Consider the following 19,845-nt stretch of genomic DNA (forward strand, 5'->3'; position numbering starts at 1 on the left):
CATGGATCAAGTGATCCATGGTTAAATTTTCATGACGGAAGGGGGAAGCATGGAGATTTCGGCTTGCGAGCTACCGAGGGTAGCCCTTATGCCGAGCGCAATTCCTCACACGGCTAAAGCTGCGTGTCTCCATGCGCATTTGATGAATAATGAGGAAGTACGGCCGCGGCAGCGGTTTTTGGCGTTGGATACAGCAACGGCCGTGATGGCTGCGTCTTTGATGGAAGGCAGCAAGGTTACCGGAGAGGTGAATGTAAGGGGAGAGAGAAATCATTCCGTACATGTTATTACCGAGCTGGAACGTTTGCTGTTGGATGCAGGCGTATCCGGCAGAGACATCTCAGGTTTGGCGGTTGGTGTAGGGCCTGGCTCATATACGGGAGTCAGAATTGCTGTTACGGCAGCGAAAACGCTGGCCTGGGCATGGAAGGTGCCGGTGGCTGGCGTATCCACACTGCATGCGCTGGCTTGGGGAGGCTGGGCTCATGGACAGACCGGGCTGGGGGACAAGTCCGTGCCATTGCAGGCCAGTGCCGTTCAATGGGTCATCCCCCTGCTGGACGCGCGGCGGGGTCAGGTGTATACCGGTCTTTTTGCGGCCAATGGCGAGCAAGCCCCTGTCCGGATGGAGCAGGATGGCATCCGCTTGATGACGTCCTGGGTTGAGGAGCTCAAGCGGCGTTTGACGGATACGGATGAGGGCAGCCGTCCGCGGGTTCTATGGTTTGTCGGAGAAACCGGGGCGCATGCACAAACGGCGGCTGGACTGGAGGTACAGGCGGCAGTACAGGTAGTACCCTATGAGCTGGAAGGCGGCTGGGTCGGGCGGCTGGGTGCTGACCGCTTATTGAATGGAGAGCAGGACGAGCTGCATACGCTCGTTCCGAACTATACCCAGTTGGCGGAGGCGGAAGCAAACCTGCTGCGCCAACGTTGAAGGGACGTTGAAACAGGATGAAGGAGTTAAGCCAGTTTCCGGGAGAGCTGACTTTCCGGTTGATGATACTCGATGATCTACCGGATGTGATGGTGATTGAGCATGAATCGTTCACGCTGCCGTGGACAAGGGAAGCGTTCCGGAACGAGCTGACCAACAATCATTTTGCCAAATATATGATGATGGAGCTGAACGGAGAGCCGATCGGTTATGCCGGGATGTGGACGATTATGGATGAAGCTCATGTTACGAACATCGCGGTCCGTGAAGCATACAGAGGCCGCAAGCTTGGAGAGCGGCTGCTGGATGAACTGATGCGGACCGCTGCCTATTTGGGCATGAAGCGGATCACCCTCGAGGTGAGAGTTTCGAACAGTGTCGCCCGGAATTTATATGAGAAAAAAGGATTTACACCGTCCGGCATCCGCAAAGGCTACTACTCGGATAACCATGAAGATGCTCTGATTATGTGGGCGGATTTGCCCAACGTGGAGAGTACGGCCGGAGAGGAAGGAAGCGAACAGGAATGAGGATACATCAAGACAGCAAAGGGAAGCAAACAGCGGAGCCCAGCTACATATTAGCGATTGAGACAAGCTGTGACGAGACGGCCGTAGCCGTCGTTAAGGATGGCAAAGAGGTACTCTCGAATCTGATCTCCAGCCAGATTGCTACCCATCAGGCCTTTGGCGGGGTTGTCCCCGAGGTGGCTTCCCGCAAGCACGTCGAAAGCATTACGTACGTGCTGGAAGAAGCGATGGACGCTGCGGGCATTACTCCCGACCAGCTGTCCGCCGTGGCTGTAACGCAGGGGCCGGGTCTGGTCGGGGCGCTGCTGGTAGGAATCGTTGCTGCCAAGAGCGCTGCGCTGGCTTTCGGCAAGCCGCTTATTGGCACCCACCATATTGCAGGACATATTTATGCGAACAATCTGACGGATGAAATCATTTATCCTTGCATTGCGCTGGTGGTGTCCGGAGGGCATACGGAGCTTGTGCTGCTGGAATCGCCTGGCCGGTTCCAGGTGATCGGCCGTACGAGGGACGATGCGGTTGGCGAGGCTTATGACAAGGTTGCGAGAGCCATCGGCTACCCGTATCCGGGGGGGCCACATGTGGATCGTGCCGCGCTTGAGTCAGAGGAGGCGATTTCGCTCCCACGAGCCTGGCTTGAGCCGGATTCGTATGATTTCAGCTTCAGCGGCTTGAAATCTGCCGTATTGAATGCGGTCAACCAGATGAAGATGCGCGGCGAGACTGTTAATAAGGGAGCGGTTGCGCGCGGCTTTCAGGAATCAGTCGTCGAGGTGCTTGTGGAGAAGGCCATCCGTGCCATGCGGCAGTTCGGCGGGCGGCAGCTGCTGTTATGCGGCGGTGTTGCCGCAAACCAGGGCTTGCGCAGAGCGCTGAGCGAACGGTGCGGGCGGGAAGGGTTGCCGCTGCTGATTCCGTCGCTGAAGTATTGTACCGATAACGCGGCGATGATCGGGGCCGCCGCTCATCTGAAATGGCAGGAGGGCCAATTCACGCTGCTGGATATGAAAGCAGAACCAGGACTGTCCCTCGAGAATTGGTCGGTGGAAGCTGCAAAGCTCTCTTGATGTCCACCATGTAATAACGGTCAACAAAAGGGGTACCGCGAGGGTGAAAGCCTGCCGTCTCTTCATCGAGATGGCAGGCTTTTGTGTTTTTCACGGAAATACATACAAGCAATAAACATTTGTCAAGTTGTTAACAACGTTATCCACATATTCACATCATTTTGTGGACAAATCCGCAGAGCGCCGACCCTATAAGGATTTTTGTCGAATCCATCGGATGAAATATCGTTGATAATACATAAAGGAAAAATTGTGGATAATGTGGATATCCCAAAAAAATTGTCGATGCTGCGGCTTTTACTCTTCAATCAATTCCTCCCAGGAGGCATAGACCTCAGCAAGCTCCTGTTTATGCCCATCAAGCTGAGTCTGAATTTCCTGAAGAGCCGTATAATCCTGGTAAACCTCCGGGAGGGTCATTTGCTCCTCTAGCGAGCCGATCGCTTCCTCCAGTTCGGTGATGCGTTTTTCAAATGCTTCCAGCTTCCGCTTGCGGTTGCGTTCCTCACGCGAAGCCTGCTTGCCGGCGGCATAGGCGGCTGCACCGACTTTCTCCGCCTCCTGCTGGTCAGTGTACTCAGTGGAGTTATTCGGCCGGCTTACTCTTTGCTGGATCTGCTCTTGTGCGATTTCGGCGAGTTCTTCCTTTTTAGCGATGTAGTCGTCATAATTTCCTAGGAAATGCTCGGCACCTTCGGGGTGAAGCTCAATGACCCGCTCCGCCATTTTATTAAGAAAATAACGGTCATGTGAAATAAACAGCAGCGTACCCTCGTAATCCACCAATGCGGCCTCCAGCACCTCCCTGCTGAACAGATCCAGATGGTTGGTCGGTTCGTCCAGAATCAGCACATTCGCTTCACGCAGCATAAGCTTGGCCAGCGACACGCGTGCTTTCTCCCCGCCGCTGAGCGCGGATATTTTCTTGAGCACATCCTCCCCGCTGAACAGGAAGCTGCCGAGTACGGTTCGAATGCGCACCTCCTCCAGATGTGGATACTCGCTCCACAGTTCCTCCAGGACCGTATTGGCAGGATTCAGGAGGGTATGCTCCTGGTCATAATATCCGATTTTCACTTTGGTTCCCCAGCGGATCGAGCCAAGAGAAGGCTTCAGAGAACCGGTCAGACATTTCAGGAGTGTGGACTTGCCAATCCCGTTTGGGCCGATCAGCGCGGCAGTTTCTCCGCGGCGCAAGCTGAAGGCCACGTTGCGGAACAGTGGTTTACCGGAATCAAAGGTGACGGACAAACCCTCCACATCCAGAACTTCCTTACCGGACATAAAGGCAGGCTCAAATGAGAAATTCGCCTTCTTCAGCTCTCCCATCGGTTTCTCGATGCGATCCATGCGATCAAGTGCCTTGCGGCGGCTTTGGGCACGTTTGGTCGTGGAGGCACGGACGATGTTGCGCTGTACAAACGCCTCCATGCGGGCAATTTCGTCCTGCTGCTTCTCAAATTGCTTCATCTGCGCTTCGTATTCTGCGGCTTTCAATTCAATATATCTGGAGTAATTGCCCGTATATCTTGTCGAACGGTGGCGCTCGATTTCAAAAATGGTCGTCACCAGCCGGTCAAGGAAATAGCGGTCATGGGAGACGACGAGCAGCGCACCAGGATAAGCGCGCAAATAATCTTCGAGCCAGGTGAGCGTTTCAATGTCAAGATAGTTGGTTGGCTCGTCCAGCATGAGCAGATCAGGGGCCTGCAGCAGGATGCGGGCCAGAGCCAGTCTCGTTTTCTGACCGCCGCTTAATGTGGAGACCGGGGTTTGCGGATCAAACGAGCCGAAGCCCATGCCGTGCAGAACGCTGCGGATGCGAGTTTCCATTTCATAGCCGCCCTGGTCCTTGAACCAGTCCGAACGTCTGGCGTAACGTTCAAGCAATTCTTCATAAGCTTTCCCGTTCGCCATGGAAGCGGGGTCCGCAATCTGCTGCTCCATCCGGCGCAGCTCCGCCTCCGCTTCCAGCAGGGGCTGGAATACCTGCAGCATTTCATTCCATATCGAACGCTCCGAGTTCAGACCGCTGTTCTGGGCCAGATACCCCAGCGTTGTTTCTTTGGATTTATATATTTGTCCGCTGTCGTAAGACAGTTCCCCGGCGATAATCTTGAGCAAGGTGGATTTGCCTGCACCGTTTACCCCGACGAGTCCAATCCGCTCACGTTCCTGAATCTGCAGATTCACACCGTCCAGGACAGGGTCCACCTCATAAGCTTTAACAATTCCTGTTACTTGCAGCAGCATAGCCTGTATCCTCCATTACAATTTGGTCTGCATCCCCGATCTGGGCAGCAGGCAGACCACTTTCAGTTTACATGAAATTCATACCCGTGGACAGTAGTTTAAATCTTGAGCTCCTCGAGCTTGTGGTCATTTTTCACAATCAATGATAAACTAAAACAAGTATGTTGAAAAAGCGCGGCTGATTCGGAATGCGTGCCATGCACCCGTCCGCGCGTAAAGTTTGGAAGGCTTCGTCCGGAAGGATGAAAAGGTGTGGACATTCGTACGATCAAGGCAAGACTGCGGGCTGATATGCGGAGCCTGCGCAATGAAATGAGTCCTGCTGAACGGCAGCGGGCAGCTGCCGACGCTTGTGGCCATGCCATTCAGCAATGGGAAGTGCTGCGAAAGGGAAGCGGGAAAGAGCGCCTTACGCTGTTTACCTACTTATCCTTCGGCAGCGAGCCAGACACCACTTTGCTAATCCAGCATTGCTGGTCGTGTGGAGATCTTGTGCTTGCTCCCAGGGTGAACAGGGCAGCAGGCAGATTTGAGCTGAGGGTCATCGAGGATGCGAGCGGGTTTGCTTCCGGTAGCTGGGGAATACCTGAGCCAGACGAGGTTTGTCCGCTGTGGCCGGTAGGGCAGTGGGCGCAGCTCGATTGGGTGGTCGTGCCCGGGCTTGCTTTTGACCTGTCAGGAGGGCGTATCGGATACGGCGGGGGGTATTATGATCGTTTTACCGAGACACTTCTGCAGGAATGCGTCCGTACGGGAGCGGCCGGACCTGCCTCTGTTTCGCTTGCGCTGCCCGGACAGATCATAGGCCATATTCCGATGGAGCCCGGGGATTTAAGAGTAGACAAGCTGATCACCGCAGAGGGCGTCATCAGCACGGGAGAAGGGTAGGTGTTATCTGTATGGAGTCATTCACACATTTTAACGGGCAGGGCAGGGCACAGATGGTTGACATCTCGGATAAAGCATCCAGTGTCCGCACTGCTGTCGCGGTTTCCAAGGTCACGATGGCTCCGGCGACGCTCGTGGCGATCAAGGAGGGCTCGGTTGGCAAGGGAGATGTGCTGGCTGTGGCGCAGATTGCCGGAATCCAGGGGGCGAAGAAAACATCCGACTGGATTCCCATGTGTCATCCGCTTGCTTTAACCGGTGTCAATATTACATTTGCGGATAATGGGGTTGATAAGCTTTTTATTGAAGCAGAGGTAAGAAGCGAAGGCAAAACAGGGGTCGAGATGGAGGCGCTGACCGCCGTGTCGGCTGCCGCGCTGACCATCTACGATATGTGCAAGGCGCTGCAGAAGGATATGGTGATTGGGCCGACTTTGCTGAAGTCCAAAACCGGAGGCAAGAACGGCGACTTCATGCGTGACGTCACCCCCGATATAAACGGCAGCAACTAGTAATCGTGGTATAATCGGGCCTTGATTTACGACCAGGCCATAATCAGAGGATGAAGATAGGAGAAGGGTGATCTTATGGTGTGGAAAACAGCGATCCTGACGGCCAGTGATAAAGGGGCACGCGGAGAACGTGAAGATACGAGCGCACAGGTCATCCGGGAATTGGTTGAAGAAGAGCTGGGTGGCGAAATTGTCGAATACAGAATCGTTCCCGATGAGCCTGATGAAATTATTGCCGCTTTAATAGAAATGACGGATTATTTTCATGCAGATCTGGTACTGACCACAGGTGGGACGGAGCTTGCAATCCGGGACATTACACCGGAAGCGACCCGCCGGGTGATCGAACGGGAGGTGCCCGGTATGGCCGAAGCGATGAGGATGACGGTCATGCAGAAAAACCGGGCCTCCATGCTGTTTCGGGGCATTGTGGGCATTCGCGGACGCTCGCTGATCGTGAATCTGCCGGGAACGCCAAAGGGAGTGCACGAGAATCTGGCTGCCATCATGGACCAGTTGCCGGAAGCCCTGCTGATGGTTACAGGACAGTTTAGCAGCCGATCTGGCAAGCGTTGATGCTGAAGCAGCAGGAGGCTTGGCCGGATTTTGCCAAATCCAAGCTACCAGGGAGGAAGACCGTATGGGTTTCGGAGGCATAGGAACATCCGGATTGATTCTGCTTGTTGTGCTGGCGCTGCTGTTGTTTGGCCCGAACAAGCTCCCCGAACTGGGGCGGGCTGTAGGACGCACGTTTCGCGAGTTCAAGAACGGGGCGCGGGATCTGATGTCAGAGGATGAGCCCAAGAGCGGGAATCCTTCCTCCCCGGTTCGGGGGTCTGGAGACGCTGACCGCACGGCGGACAAACGGACGACAGATCAGCCATGACGGCTTTTATTGGCCCTTTCTTCGGGAAGGGCTGTTCTTGTCAATTCGCAAGGTGGTGAAAGCATGCCGGAACCGCAAGAACAGGAAATGACCATTGCAGGCCATCTGAACGAGCTGCGAAGCCGAATTATAAGGGTTCTGCTTGTTTTTGCCGCCGCGCTCGTTGCAGGCCTGGCCACGGCTGAGCCTGTTTACCGCTGGATATTGTCGGCGGGACAGCAGAGGGTCAGCATTGAGCTGCATGCGCTCTCTCTGTGGGACGGTATCGGCATCTATATGAAAATTGCGTTTCTGCTGGCGCTGGCCGCATCCCTTCCATTTCTGCTTTTTCAGATCTGGAAGTTTGTCAGCCCTGGCCTGAAGGCGGTTGAACGTTCGGCCGCGCTGCGCTGTGTTCCTTACGTGTTCTTCCTTTTTGCTGTGGGGGCTGTATTTGCCTATTTTGCAGTTGTGCCGATGGCTCTTTATTTTACGGCCTCCATCAACCGGAGCATGGGGCTTCATGAAACGTACGGCGCAGCCCAGTATTTCAGCTTCGTATTCAATATTGTACTGCCTGTGTCGCTGCTGTTCGAGATGCCAGTGCTGGTCATGTTCCTTACCCGCCTCGGCCTGCTTAACCCCGGCCGAATGCGCAGATGGCGCAAGATCGCCTATTTTTCACTGGTATTTATAGCGGTGGTTATAACACCTCCGGATTTTATTTCCGATCTGCTTGTTGCGGTTCCTCTGCTGCTGCTTTACGAGTGCAGTGTCTATATATCGGCTGTAGTATACCGGAAGCAGCTTCAGCGCAGCGCCCACAGAAGCGATTGAACCTCTTCTATGGCCTTGTACGCGGTTGGCATATTTGGGGTTTAATCGGATAGAATGGAAGAGGGTATGTCCACCCCGCAGATTTTGTGGCAGGGGATTAATTTTTTTCGTTAAAGGCCGAGAAAAATTGTCATAAGGACTTGAAATTGATTGCCAAGTTGAGTATCATGAAGTTGGTTGTTAGCACTACACTGAGTCGAGTGCTAATACATATGAGAACAACCGCATATCTGAATACACATTTGAATAAGGAGGCTATTTTTCATGATCAGACCTTTGGGTGAACGCGTATTGGTGGAAGCGATCGAGCAGGAGACAACAACTTCTTTCGGTATCGTTCTTCCGGACTCCGCTAAAGAGAAGCCGCAAGAAGGCAAAATCATTGCGGTTGGGGCGGGAGCATTGAAAGACGGTGTGCGCATTCCTCTGGAAGTGAAAGAAGGCGACCGTGTTATTTTCTCCAAATACGCCGGAACAGAAATCAAATACGAAGGTAAAGAGTATTTGATTATGAAAGAAAGCGATATTCACGCCATCATCGGTTAATCGGGGCCGAACCCGTAAGACCTGAACTATAGCATGACAGGTTTCTGTGAAGCCTGCATTGAATATTCCATAATCCACAGGGAGGTTTTACCATAATGGCTAAAGAGATTAAATTCAGTGAAGACGCTCGCCGCTCCATGCTGCGCGGTGTAGACGCATTGGCTAACGCTGTTAAAGTAACACTCGGACCTAAAGGCCGCAACGTTGTGCTTGAGAAGAAATTCGGAAGCCCGCTCATCACGAATGACGGTGTAACCATCGCCAAGGAAATCGAACTGGAAGACGCTTTCGAGAACATGGGAGCCCAGCTCGTTAAAGAAGTAGCGACCAAAACAAATGACGTTGCAGGTGACGGAACAACTACAGCTACCGTTCTGGCTCAGGCTTTGATTACAGAAGGTCTGAAAAACGTAACTGCAGGCGCAAGCCCAATCGGCATCCGCAAAGGTATCGACCAAGCGGTTAAAGCGGCTGTAGCTGAACTGGCGTCCATTTCCAAGCCAATCGAAGGCAAACAATCCATCGCTCAGGTTGCCGCAATCTCCGCTGCTGACGAAGAAGTAGGCGAACTGATCGCTGAAGCAATGGAAAAAGTGGGCAAAGACGGCGTTATTACTGTAGAAGAATCCAAAGGCTTCGCTACAGAGCTGGAAGTGGTTGAAGGTATGCAATTCGACCGCGGCTACATTTCCCCATACATGATTACAGACACAGATAAAATGGAAGCTGTGCTGGATAACCCATACATCCTGATCACAGACAAAAAGATTTCGAATACGCAGGAAATTTTGCCGCTGCTTGAGAAAATCGTACAGCAAGGCAAAGCGCTTGTTCTGATCGCAGAGGACGTTGAAGGCGAAGCACTGCCTATGCTCGTACTGAACAAACTGCGCGGCACATTCAACGCAGTTGCTGTTAAGGCACCTGGCTTCGGTGACCGCCGCAAAGCTATGCTGCAGGACATCGCTGCACTGACAGGCGGTCAAGTGATCACCGAAGAGCTTGGTCTGGAACTGAAAACTGCTACGGTTGATCACTTGGGAACAGCACGCCAAGTTCGCGTTACCAAGGAAAATACAATTATTGTAGACGGTGCGGGCAACAAAGCAGATATCGACGCACGTGTAAAACAAATCCGCACTCAACTGGAAGAAACCACTTCCGAATTCGACAAAGAGAAGCTGCAAGAGCGTCTGGCCAAACTGGCAGGCGGCGTAGCAGTGATCAAAGTCGGTGCGGCTACTGAAACTGAACTGAAAGAGCGCAAGCTGCGCATCGAAGATGCTCTGAATGCAACCCGCGCTGCGGTTGAAGAAGGTATCGTATCTGGCGGCGGCGTGGCACTGCTGAACGTATACAACGCTGTTGCTGGAGTTCAACTGCAAGGCGACGAGCAAACAGGCGTGAACATCGTGCTGCGCGCACTGGAATCTCCAGTTCGTACGATTGCTGCCAACGCTGGTGAAGAAGGATCTGTTATCGTAGAACGCCTGAAGCGCGAAGAAATTGGCGTAGGCTACAACGCAGCTACCGGCGAATGGGTGAACATGATCGAAGCAGGTATCGTTGACCCTGCCAAGGTTACACGTTCCGCTCTGCAAAACGCTGCTTCTGTTGCGGCTATGTTCCTGACTACAGAAGCGGTTGTCGCTGACAAGCCAGAACCAGCAGCTCCTGCAGTTCCGGATATGGGCGGCATGGGTGGAATGGGCGGCATGATGTAATAAAGGCTGAAAAGCCTTGTGCATCAATGACTCTTCTTCAGAGGAGCGCTGTTTGACCACATTTTGATCACATTGAATTAAAATAAGGCTTCTCACGAGTTCGAATTGAACTGTGAGAAGCCTTTTTATTACGCATTGCGCAGTTCATCAAGCAACTGGTTAAGCTTCTTATCAAAAGTGAAATTTTGTCCAAAGGCGCGCCAAACAAGGCGTGCTTTTTTGCGGGATATTTGTTATTTTTTGGATTTAAATTAGGTAGAAGCAAAGGCAAGGAGGATTTGAATGAATAGAATAATCACGAGCCAAAAAGCTCAATGAAGTGATATAAGACAAGCCGGGTCTGCTTCGGCTGAGGAGGGGACAATCATGAATAATTTTGATTGGAAAAAAAAGGTGTCGAGCCGGAAGTTTTGGGCGCTTCTCGCCGGTCTTGCCACTTCTGCTCTGACGGTTTATGGCTACTCCAGCGATTCAGAAGTGACGGTGAAAATCGTCGGACTGATCGGCGCTTTCGGCTCTATCGCCATTTACATGCTCTCCGAAGCCTATGTTGACGGCCAGTCTGCAACCAAGTATGTAGGAACCAAGCCAGATGAGGACACGAAGTAAATAAAATCTAGGTGTTTGGAATTTTTTATGAATAAATCTTGACAGTAGTGACGGAACGTACCCCTTAGAATAAACATTTGCAAAATCATTCGAGAGATTCCGCAATGTTCTAAGGGGTACCTTTTTTGAAGAGAATTTCGGGAACGATCTATCAGGTAATGATCCCTTTTCCTCCAAGGGGCTTCAATTCTACTGCTTCTATTCCATCGATTAAGGGTTTGGCATTCTGGATTGCCGCTTTTGTTTCTTCCAGCGAAAGGGACGCTTTATGAGCTTCTGAGCTGTTCCATACCTCTGTTACCCATACTGCGTTTGGATCCGTTTCTGGCACACTAACGATGTATAGTTCACAGTCTTCTATCGACTGCAGGCCAGCGGCTGCTTCCAATAGCATGTTAGCCAATACATCCCTTTGGCCGGGCTTGGCGGTGAATTTGGCTTGCATTCCATATTTACTCATATGTATCAGCTCCTTTACTATTTAGCTGGATTATATAAGACTATATCCTTTTCATTATATTATTTCCATTTGTAATAAATAAATATAAGTTTTGGACTTGGCTTGATCTTCCCTAAATCACTGAATGTAAACCTTAGGCTGAAAAAATTCGCACAATTAAATAATGGATTATACCAATCCCCAGCGGAATAAGGATGGCTGATCTTAAGCTGGTACCGCCCTGATCATAGAATTCCGGAATACGCGCAGAATCGTCAGCATATGTCTCGCAGATTCGGCTGATCTTCTTTTCTGCATACTTGAGGTACATAGCGTTGCCGAACATGCCAAACAAAATGGATACCGTCCAGTTAATTATAAATACGGCCCAGGAGGATGGAATAAGATATTGGACGAGTATCGTAAAAATGGAATAGACGAGGCCTAACAGATACATCTTTCTATAAAACAACCAGAAGGAAGTCAGAAAAAATGCTGCCCAGTTCCAATGAACCTTTTTGTGCCTGGAATCAACAAAGTAGTTTTTCATGGTGAAAACTCTCAGATTTTCATCCGTAACGAATTGCTCCCTTTCATTCACAAGCAAAGACCTCCTTTCGGGATTTCTATATTATACACTTTATAAGGCATTGAGGTTCACTGTAATGTATTCGCTTCTTGATTGACTTTGCCCAAAATAGTTGTTAGAGTTATAGATAAGTAAATATGTTTCATGGAATGTTACCGAGAGGGCATAACCTGGACCGACCTGATTACACTACACGTGTATTCAATTTCGGCTCAGGTTTTTTCTTTATCCGGCCCTGCCAATTTGGCTAATACAATACTTAGCAAAGGAGTTTTAACCATGTCCAACAGTGTCTTTCCTAGTGATTTTTTGTGGGGCGGAGCCATTGCCGCCAATCAGGCGGAAGGAGCCTATCTTGAAGGCGGCAAAGGGCTGACCATCGTTGATTTATTGCCTACAGGCGAACATAGAAGAGCGATTATGAAGGGCAATGTCCCGTCCTTCACCCCGCTGGAAGGGCAATTCTATCCTTCTCATGAAGCAATTGATTTCTACCACCGTTATAAAGAGGATATGGTCTTGTTTGCCGAAATGGGCTTTAAGGCCTTGCGTGTCTCGATCTCCTGGGCACGTATTTTCCCGACAGGAGAAGATGAGACGCCGAATGAAGCAGGGCTGCAATTTTATGATGATTTGTTTGATGAAATGCTTAAGCACAATATTCAGCCGGTTGTTACCCTTGCTCATTTTGATGTACCGGTGTATCTGATCGAAAAATACGGCAGCTGGAGAAACCGCAAGCTTGTCTACCTGTTCGAAACGTATTCCAAGACCGTTTTTAACCGCTATAAAGACAAAGTGAAATACTGGATGACCTTCAATGAAATCAATATGCTGCTGCATCTTCCGTTTCTGGGCGCGGGTCTCGTATTTAAAGAAGGGGACAACATCAAGGAAATCCAATATCAGGCCGCGCACCATCAGCTCATTGCCAGCGCACTGGCTACAAAAGCATGCCATGAGATCATTCCGGACGGAAAAATCGGCTGTATGCTTGCTGCAGGCAGCTTCTATCCTTATACATGCAACCCGAAAGATGTTTTCCAGGGGATGGAGAAGGATCGTGAGTCCTATTTCTTCATTGACGTCCAATCGCGTGGAGAATATCCGGGCTATGCCAAACGTTTCTTCAAGGATCATAACCTCAACATCGTTATGGAGCCGGAGGATGCAGCCATTCTGAAAAATCATACAGTGGATTATATTGGCTTCAGCTACTACTCCAGCCGGACTACGAGCACGGATCCGGAGGTCGTCAAAAACATGACCAGCGGCAACGTCTTCGGCTCCGTGGCCAACCCTTACCTGGACAAATCCGAGTGGGGATGGACGATCGATCCAAGGGGCTTCCGCATTACAGCCAACCAACTGCATGACCGCTACCAGAAACCGCTTTTTGTGGTGGAGAACGGGCTCGGGGCTAACGATGAGGTTTCGCCTGATGGGGAAATCAACGATGATTACAGAATCGACTACCTGAAGCGGCATATCGCTGAAATGGGTGAAGCCATCAAGGACGGCGTAGAAATTATCGGATACACCAGCTGGGGGCCGATCGATATCGTCAGCGCATCCTCCGGTGAGATGAAGAAACGGTATGGATATATTTATGTGGACCGGGATAACGAGGGCAAAGGAACTTTGGCAAGAAGAAAGAAAAAGAGCTTTGACTGGTACAAAAATGTGATTCAATCCAACGCTGCTGATCTCTAAGGAATGAATAAGCATACTTTAAAACGTCAGTAAAGCAGCCTGAAAATGAAAACGGAAATCCTTGATTCAAAAGGGTTTTCGTTTTTATTTTCGTATGAATTGAAAGCGTTGACAGAAGCTTGATGCCGCTATATACTTAACTTAGTTAAGTGAATATAACATTAGGATTGTTACTGTACGCAGGCAAAACCTAAGGTGCAAAATGTAAGATCAAAGGGTCTTATTTATTTTGTAATGCTTAGGTTTTTTGTGTGTTTATAGAGAAAGAAAGCAGGGCATGATCATAGGATTGGCGACTCTTGCAGGGGCAAAAAACGGGGGCGGAAGATCGTGAAGATAGCAAAGGTCATTAACAACAATGTCATAAGCGTAAATCAGGAGGATGGCGCCGAGCTGGTCGTGATGGGCCGAGGGCTTGCTTTTAAGAAAAAGCCTGGCGATGAAGTGGAAGAAGACAAGATCGAAAAGGTCTTTGCTTTGAAAAACAAACAAACATCCGACAATTTCAAAATGCTTCTTCGCGAGGTGCCCATCGAGCTGGTCGTTGTCGTTGAAGAAATTATTGATTATACCAAGAACACCTTGGGTAAAAAGCTGAACGAGAATATTTATGTGTCCTTGACGGACCATATCAACTTTGCCATAGAAAGACAACAGCAGGGGCTGGAAATCAAGAATGCCTTGCTATGGGAAATCAAGCAGCTATATAAAGAAGAATTTCAGGTCGGCAAGAAGGCGCTCGAACAAATAAATCAAAAATTCAATATCGAGCTGCCCGAGGATGAAGCCGGATTTATTGCCATTCATATCATCAATGCGGAAATGAATGAAGAAGTCGTGAACACTATGAATATTACAAAGTTCATCCAGCAAATCATGACGATTGTAAAATATCATTTTAAGGCTGAATTTGATGAAGACTCCTTAAGCTATTTTCGCTTTATCACACACTTGAAATTTTTTGCCCAGCGCATTTTTAAGGGGGCACATTATGATAATAATTATGAATATTTATATAAGATCATCAAAGAGAAGCATCCGGATGCCGCGGAATGCACGGAGAAAATCAAAAAGTTTGTCAAAAAGGAATACAACCACGAGCTGACAAACGAAGAAATGCTCTATTTGACAATTCATATCCAACGGGTAGTGAACAGATAACAGATTGGCAGATTGTAATCAACGGAAAAACGACAACGATTATGGAGTGGCTTGCCTCCAGGTCATTGGATAAGCAATAACCGCTATTACAACAAGGATTGGGTCAGCCAGAGACTTCTGGTTGGCCTATTTTGTGCTTGCGTCGGTTTTGAACGGACCATTTAGACGATTGTTCTAAAATGCACTTGCAGGATAAAGGGATTAAAGGGATAACTGGATAAAAAAAATTCCCCAAAGCCGTGAAGCTGCGGGGAATTTTTTTTATCGGATAATATTAAGATTTCACTAAGTGCGGTCTGTCTTCTTTGAAGGTATGTCTATATACGTTTCTCTTATGAATGCAAGTCCTCTATGGAATTGACGTCCACGTAAGCCGGAACCACGAGTCCGGAAGATACACCTGTCATGCTTGTACCCACATCAATAATATCATCTTTATACTGTGCGTAATAATCAGCGTGGGTGAGGGGCAGCCAGGCTGCTGCGCTCGCATCCACATCGCCGGTAGCGACACCGATCCACATCGGTCCGGGCTCTACCTGCAGGGCAGTGACTTTGTAGCCCAAATCATGTTCAAGCACATATTTAAGCACATTCGTGCTGGCAATCTCGGAGTCCCAGGCTGCATAGCTCAACTTAAATGCATCTCCGTTCACAGGCTGCAGGCCCTGAGTCCAATCCTTCACCTTTTCAGGATGGGCATCCGCCCATCCCTTGGCTGCCTGTTCAGGCGGTGTACCCTTCTGGATTGCAATCATAACTTCACCCATGTCCTCTGCAGTCCATTTGAACCGGCTAAGGAATTCATATGCGACAGGATGATCTTCCTGCAACCCCAAACGGCCGATAGTGTGAATCTCTTCTGGATCACCGTACGATTTCTTGGGGTCCTTAAGATACTTCAGCTCGTATTTATTGAACATCCAGTGGGGTGACCAGCCTGTAACAACAATCGGCTCCTGCTTCTTGATGGCATCATCCAGCGCCGCGGTCATGGCGGCAGGAGAGCCCTCAATCAGTGTCCAATCTGACAAATCGTAATCTTTTATAGCGTTTGCGGTCAGCCTCATTAAACCTGCACCCGGGTCGGTGCCGACAATCTTGTAACTGACTTCCTTGCCGAAATCTCCGGAGGCAGCGGTATCCGCTGCTGCTCCGTCCTTCAGGTCCTCAATGGAGTTAATATTCATATAAGCGGGAACGACAAGTCCGGTTTTGACACCCGTCATGTTCGGTCCCAGATCATCCAGCTTATCTTTGTACTCAGCCCAGTAATCGGCATGAGTGAGGGGCAGCCAGGCGGCAAGGGAAGCGTCGACATCGCCGTTTGCCACCCCGGTCCACATCGGTCCGGCTTCCACCTGGAGCGCATCCACCTTGTAGCCCAGTTCGTGCTCAAGCACATATTTAAACAGGTTTGTGCTGGCAATCTCGGAGTCCCAAGCGACATAACTCAGCTTGAAGGGTTCGCCGCTCACCGGCTGCAGGCCCTTCGTCCATTCGGCAACCTTATCAGAATGCTTGGTCGCCCAGTCCTGTGCCGCCAGTTCAGGGCTTGCGCCCTCCTGTATGGCAGTCATCATTTCACCCATATCCTCCGAGTTCCAGGCAAACCTGTCGAGAAATTCATAGGCGGTCGGATGATCTTCCTTCAGCCCTTTGCGGGCGATGGTATGGATCTCTTCCGCTTCACCGTAGGTCTTCTTCGGGTCCTCCAAATATTTGAGATCATACTTATTGAACATCCAGTGTGGTGTCCAGCCTGTAATGATAATCGGCTCCTGATTTTTGACAGCCTTGTCGAGAGCTGCGGTCATGGCCGCGCCCGAGCCTTCGATCAGTGTCCAGTCGGTTAGGCCATAATCCTTGATCGCCTGCGTGGTCGATTTCATAATACCTGCGCCGGCATCAATGCCGATAATCTGATGGTCCACCTCGTCTCCAACGGCATTCGGCGGAGGAGCTTGCCCGCCTTTCAAATCTGCAATGGAATTGACGTCCATATAGGCAGGAACGACAAGTCCGGTTTTCACGCCCGTCATATTGGGTCCCAGATCATCCAGTTTATCCTTGTACTCAGCCCAGTAATCGGCATGAGTCAAGGGCAGCCAGGCTGCAGGGGAAGCGTCCACATCACCACTTGCGACGCCAGTCCACATGGGTCCGGCTTCCACCTGCAGCGCCTCTGCTTTGTAGCCAAGTTCGTGCTCAAGCACATATTTGAGCAGGTTTGTGCTGGCGATCTCCGAATCCCAGGCCACATAGCTCAGCTTGATCGTGTCGCCGTTCACCGGCTGCAGGCCCTTCGTCCATTCGGCAACCTTGTCGGCATGCTTGGTCGCCCAGTCCTGTGCCGCCTGCTCGGGGCTTGTGCCATCCTGAATGGCGATCATCATTTCGCCCATTTCATCTGAGGTCCAGGCGAAACGGTCCAGGAATTCATAGGCGGTCGGATGATCTTCCTTCAGTCCTTTGCGGGCGATGGTATGAATCTCTTCGGCTTCGCCGTAGGTTTTCTTCGGGTCGTCCAGATATTTAAGATCATATTTATTGAACATCCAGTGTGGTGTCCAGCCTGTAATGATAATCGGCTCCTGATTTTTGACAGCCTTATCGAGAGCTGCGGTCATGGCCGCGCCCGAGCCTTCGATCAGTGTCCAGTCGGTTAGGTCATAATCCTTGATCGCCTGCGCGGTCGATTTCATAATGCCTGCGCCGGCATCAATCCCGATAATCTGGTATCCGACCTCTTCGCCTACGGTTGAACCTGCATTGCTGTTGCTGGCAGCGGTGCCGGATCTGTCAATATATTGGGTAAATCCGACGGCAAGAATGAGTACGGTGGCGGCAGCGGCGATCCAGACTTTTTGCTTGCCTTTGACCCGGCTCTTGGCGCGTTTCCCCGGCTTGAACAGACTTTGCGTAAAACGGTCAAGCACGATCGCGAGCACCACCACGGCCAGACCGGCTTCAAAGCCTTTACCGATCTGCAATTGGGTCACAGCACGGTATACTTCTGCACCGATGCCCTGTGCGCCGATCATGGACGCGATGACCACCATGGACAGGGACAGCATAATCGTCTGGTTGATGCCTGCCATCAGGGTAGGCATTGCCAGCGGAAGCTGTACCTTGAACAGCTTCTGGCCCGGTGTGGAACCAAAAGCGTCAGCCGCTTCCACAAGCTCGCCGGACACCTGCTGAATCCCCAGATTGGTCAAGCGGATCGTTGGCGGTATAGCGAAAATAACGGAAGCGATCACGCCGGGAACAACACCCAGACTGAAGAAGGTTACAGCAGGAAGCAAATAGACAAAGGCAGGCATCGTCTGCATAAAATCAAGCAGAGGGGTAATGATGCGCGAAGCGGTTCTGCTGTAGGCACACCATATTCCGAGCGGAACACCCAGAATGATGGAGATTAACGCGGAGGTAATGACAAGCCCCAGTGTATTCATCGTCTGAGTCCAGTAGCCCAGATTGTCGACCAGCAGGAAGCCGATGACTGTAAACAGCGTGAGCGGCAGCCTTCCGATCAGGTAAGCGATAATCCCTACAATCAGGATAAAGAGCAGCGGATGGGGCATCAGGAACAGTCCTGCAAAGAACCCCACGACGCTTTGAATTACGGTTGAAATGACGCTGAACAATCCGCCAAGATGAAGACCCATCCAATCGACGATGGCCTGAACCCATTCAGCGAGCGGTATTTTCGGCAGCATCGGCATTCACCTCCTTGATGGATACTTCTCCGGCAAGTGCGCCGAGCACTGCACCGCGCACAATAACCCCTTGAAGTCTGCCGTTGTTATCAACAACAGCCAGAGGTACTTTGGCCGAGCTTGTAATTTCAAACAAATCATTCATGACGGTTTCCGGCGCCACTTGCGGGCCGTCCGTAATCAGAATGTCGTTCAAATTCTGGTCTTGCTTCAGGGCTATCGACGTGTCTTCAGCCGTAATGACGCCCAGCAATTTTTTGGAACGGTCTATAACAAACAGATTGGAAATTCCGCGTTCACGCATAAGTCCCAGTGCAACCCGCGGTCCCCGGTCCAATGTGATCGTTTCGGGTCTGCGCATAACATGGGCGGCTGTCAGTACCTTGGACAGGTCCACGTCCTCCACGAAGCGTTCGACATAGGAGTTGGCCGGCTGAATCATAATTTCTTCCGGTGTGCCGATTTGTACAACAGCCCCGTCTTTCATCAGGGCGATCCGGTCACCGATCCGCAGCGCTTCGTCCAGGTCATGGGTAATGAAGATAATCGTTTTTTTCATCTTATCCTGCAGCTCCAGCAGTTCGTCCTGCATATCTCGGCGGATCAGCGGATCAAGCGCGCTGAAGGCTTCGTCCATCAGCAGAATTTCAGGATCGTTGGCAAGCGCACGGGCCAGACCAACACGCTGCTGCATGCCGCCGCTCAGTTCATCAGGCATTTTATCAGCCCAGGTTTTCAGGCCAACCAGTTCCAACGCTTGGCGAGCCATTTCTTCGCGCTTGGTCTTATCCACCTTTTGAATTTCCAGCCCGTATTCCACGTTTTCAAGGACGGTCCGGTGCGGGAACAAGGCGAATTTCTGGAACACCATGCTGATCGTTTTGCGCCGTACCTGACGCAGTTGCTCCTTGCTCATTTTGCGCAAATCCTTGCCATGAACGAGGATTTCCCCGGAGGTCGGCTCGATCAGGCGGTTGAACATCCGCACCAGCGTCGATTTCCCGCTGCCGGACAAGCCCATGATGACAAAAATCTCACCCTGCCGGATTTCCATGCTGGCCCGGTTTACACCGACAGTAATTTGCTTTTCCTTGGCAAGCTTTTCCTTCGTCCAGCCCTGCTCAAGGAGCGCGACTCCCTGTTCAGCCCGCAGCCCGAACAGCTTGCTTACATTTTTGACTTCCAAAATGGTCATGTAATCCACCTCTTCTCTATATCTTTCGCTTTCCATTAACCCCACGGTGCTTGTATGGCGATTGACACAAGTCAATGGATTTTACACGGTCAGCGTTTGGATCCGGCTGACAACGTAAACAATTGTAACAGAGCTTTTGTAAATTTATCAAATGAAAATTCTGTTTATAAGGAACGTACAGAAAAAACTGTATGAACCAATACTATATAATTCTCATGTATCCTTTAGGATGCTCCACAATCCGTTTCTTTACAA

Annotated in this window: 18 protein-coding genes; 13 read left to right on the forward strand and 5 right to left on the reverse strand. The window is 50.6% G+C overall.

Annotated elements, in window-relative coordinates; genetic code table 11:
- The first annotated feature begins 142 nt into the window (after positions 1-142).
- From tsaB to tsaD, 3 genes are read left to right on the forward strand one after another with little or no spacing between them, the layout of a single operon-like run.
- A complete protein-coding gene (tsaB, locus tag ACE5LO_RS20670) occupies positions 143-937 on the forward strand; it encodes a tRNA (adenosine(37)-N6)-threonylcarbamoyltransferase complex dimerization subunit type 1 TsaB (protein ID WP_375521950.1) in 795 nt (264 codons plus the stop codon).
- 17 nt (positions 938-954) lie between these two features.
- The gene (gene rimI, locus ACE5LO_RS20675) at positions 955-1,467 is read left to right on the forward strand and encodes a ribosomal protein S18-alanine N-acetyltransferase (protein WP_375521883.1); all 513 of its coding nucleotides are present in this window, start codon (positions 955-957) and stop codon (positions 1,465-1,467) included.
- Entirely contained in the window at positions 1,464-2,537 is a 1,074-nt protein-coding gene (gene tsaD, locus ACE5LO_RS20680) for a tRNA (adenosine(37)-N6)-threonylcarbamoyltransferase complex transferase subunit TsaD (protein WP_375521884.1), read from the forward strand. The genes rimI and tsaD overlap by 4 nt, the downstream gene beginning before the upstream one ends.
- A 297-nt stretch (positions 2,538-2,834) precedes the next feature.
- Here tsaD and ACE5LO_RS20685 read toward each other — a convergent pair whose 3' ends face one another.
- A complete protein-coding gene (locus ACE5LO_RS20685) occupies positions 2,835-4,790 on the reverse strand; it encodes an ABC-F family ATP-binding cassette domain-containing protein (protein ID WP_375521885.1) in 1,956 nt (651 codons plus the stop codon).
- 252 nt (positions 4,791-5,042) lie between these two features.
- On the opposite strand from ACE5LO_RS20685, the gene ACE5LO_RS20690 reads away from it, so the two are divergent.
- From ACE5LO_RS20690 to ACE5LO_RS20725, 8 genes are all read left to right on the forward strand, one after another.
- Positions 5,043-5,678, forward strand: a complete 636-nt coding sequence (locus ACE5LO_RS20690; RefSeq protein ID WP_375521886.1) for a 5-formyltetrahydrofolate cyclo-ligase — start codon at positions 5,043-5,045, stop codon at positions 5,676-5,678.
- Positions 5,679-5,689: 11 nt separating this feature from the next.
- On the forward strand, positions 5,690-6,190 hold the full coding sequence (gene moaC, locus ACE5LO_RS20695; protein WP_375521887.1) for a cyclic pyranopterin monophosphate synthase MoaC: 501 nt from the start codon (positions 5,690-5,692) through the stop codon (positions 6,188-6,190).
- Between the two features lie 75 nt (positions 6,191-6,265).
- Positions 6,266-6,766, forward strand: coding sequence for a MogA/MoaB family molybdenum cofactor biosynthesis protein (locus ACE5LO_RS20700; protein ID WP_375354976.1), 501 nt, complete (start codon positions 6,266-6,268; stop codon positions 6,764-6,766).
- Positions 6,767-6,830: 64 nt separating this feature from the next.
- Positions 6,831-7,076, forward strand: a complete 246-nt coding sequence (gene tatA, locus ACE5LO_RS20705) for a twin-arginine translocase TatA/TatE family subunit (protein WP_375521888.1) — start codon at positions 6,831-6,833, stop codon at positions 7,074-7,076.
- Positions 7,077-7,139: 63 nt separating this feature from the next.
- Positions 7,140-7,892, forward strand: a complete 753-nt coding sequence (gene tatC / locus ACE5LO_RS20710; protein WP_375521889.1) for a twin-arginine translocase subunit TatC — start codon at positions 7,140-7,142, stop codon at positions 7,890-7,892.
- A gap of 264 nt (positions 7,893-8,156) precedes the next feature.
- On the forward strand, positions 8,157-8,438 hold the full coding sequence (groES, locus tag ACE5LO_RS20715; RefSeq protein WP_375521890.1) for a co-chaperone GroES: 282 nt from the start codon (positions 8,157-8,159) through the stop codon (positions 8,436-8,438).
- A 95-nt stretch (positions 8,439-8,533) separates the two neighbouring features.
- Entirely contained in the window at positions 8,534-10,162 is a 1,629-nt protein-coding gene (groL, locus tag ACE5LO_RS20720; protein ID WP_375521891.1) for a chaperonin GroEL, read from the forward strand.
- Positions 10,163-10,528: 366 nt separating this feature from the next.
- Positions 10,529-10,771 (forward strand): hypothetical protein, encoded by a 243-nt coding sequence (locus ACE5LO_RS20725; RefSeq protein ID WP_375521892.1) that lies wholly within the window; start codon positions 10,529-10,531, stop codon positions 10,769-10,771.
- 151 nt (positions 10,772-10,922) lie between these two features.
- On the opposite strand, the gene ACE5LO_RS20730 is transcribed toward ACE5LO_RS20725, so the two are convergent.
- Positions 10,923-11,231, reverse strand: coding sequence for a putative quinol monooxygenase (locus ACE5LO_RS20730; RefSeq protein ID WP_375521893.1), 309 nt, complete (start codon positions 11,229-11,231; stop codon positions 10,923-10,925).
- A 133-nt stretch (positions 11,232-11,364) separates the two neighbouring features.
- Complete coding sequence (locus tag ACE5LO_RS20735; protein ID WP_375521894.1) at positions 11,365-11,811, reverse strand: DUF2628 domain-containing protein; 447 nt, start codon at positions 11,809-11,811, stop codon at positions 11,365-11,367.
- A gap of 267 nt (positions 11,812-12,078) precedes the next feature.
- Between ACE5LO_RS20735 and ACE5LO_RS20740 the strand changes: the two genes are divergently transcribed.
- Both ACE5LO_RS20740 and licT read left to right on the forward strand, forming a co-directional pair.
- Positions 12,079-13,512: a 6-phospho-beta-glucosidase gene (locus ACE5LO_RS20740; RefSeq protein WP_375521895.1), complete on the forward strand. Its 1,434-nt coding sequence runs from the start codon at positions 12,079-12,081 to the stop codon at positions 13,510-13,512.
- A 330-nt stretch (positions 13,513-13,842) separates the two neighbouring features.
- Positions 13,843-14,673: a BglG family transcription antiterminator LicT gene (licT, locus tag ACE5LO_RS20745; RefSeq protein WP_375521896.1), complete on the forward strand. Its 831-nt coding sequence runs from the start codon at positions 13,843-13,845 to the stop codon at positions 14,671-14,673.
- 332 nt (positions 14,674-15,005) lie between these two features.
- Here the strand turns inward: licT and ACE5LO_RS20750 are convergent, their stop codons facing one another.
- Complete coding sequence (locus ACE5LO_RS20750) at positions 15,006-18,395, reverse strand: glycine betaine ABC transporter substrate-binding protein (protein WP_375521897.1); 3,390 nt, start codon at positions 18,393-18,395, stop codon at positions 15,006-15,008.
- Complete coding sequence (locus tag ACE5LO_RS20755; protein WP_375521898.1) at positions 18,370-19,590, reverse strand: quaternary amine ABC transporter ATP-binding protein; 1,221 nt, start codon at positions 19,588-19,590, stop codon at positions 18,370-18,372. The genes ACE5LO_RS20750 and ACE5LO_RS20755 overlap by 26 nt, the downstream gene beginning before the upstream one ends.
- Positions 19,591-19,845 lie beyond the last annotated feature (255 nt).

The sequence above is a fragment of the Paenibacillus medicaginis genome (assembly GCF_042138635.1).
GTDB lineage: Bacteria > Bacillota > Bacilli > Paenibacillales > Paenibacillaceae > Paenibacillus > Paenibacillus medicaginis.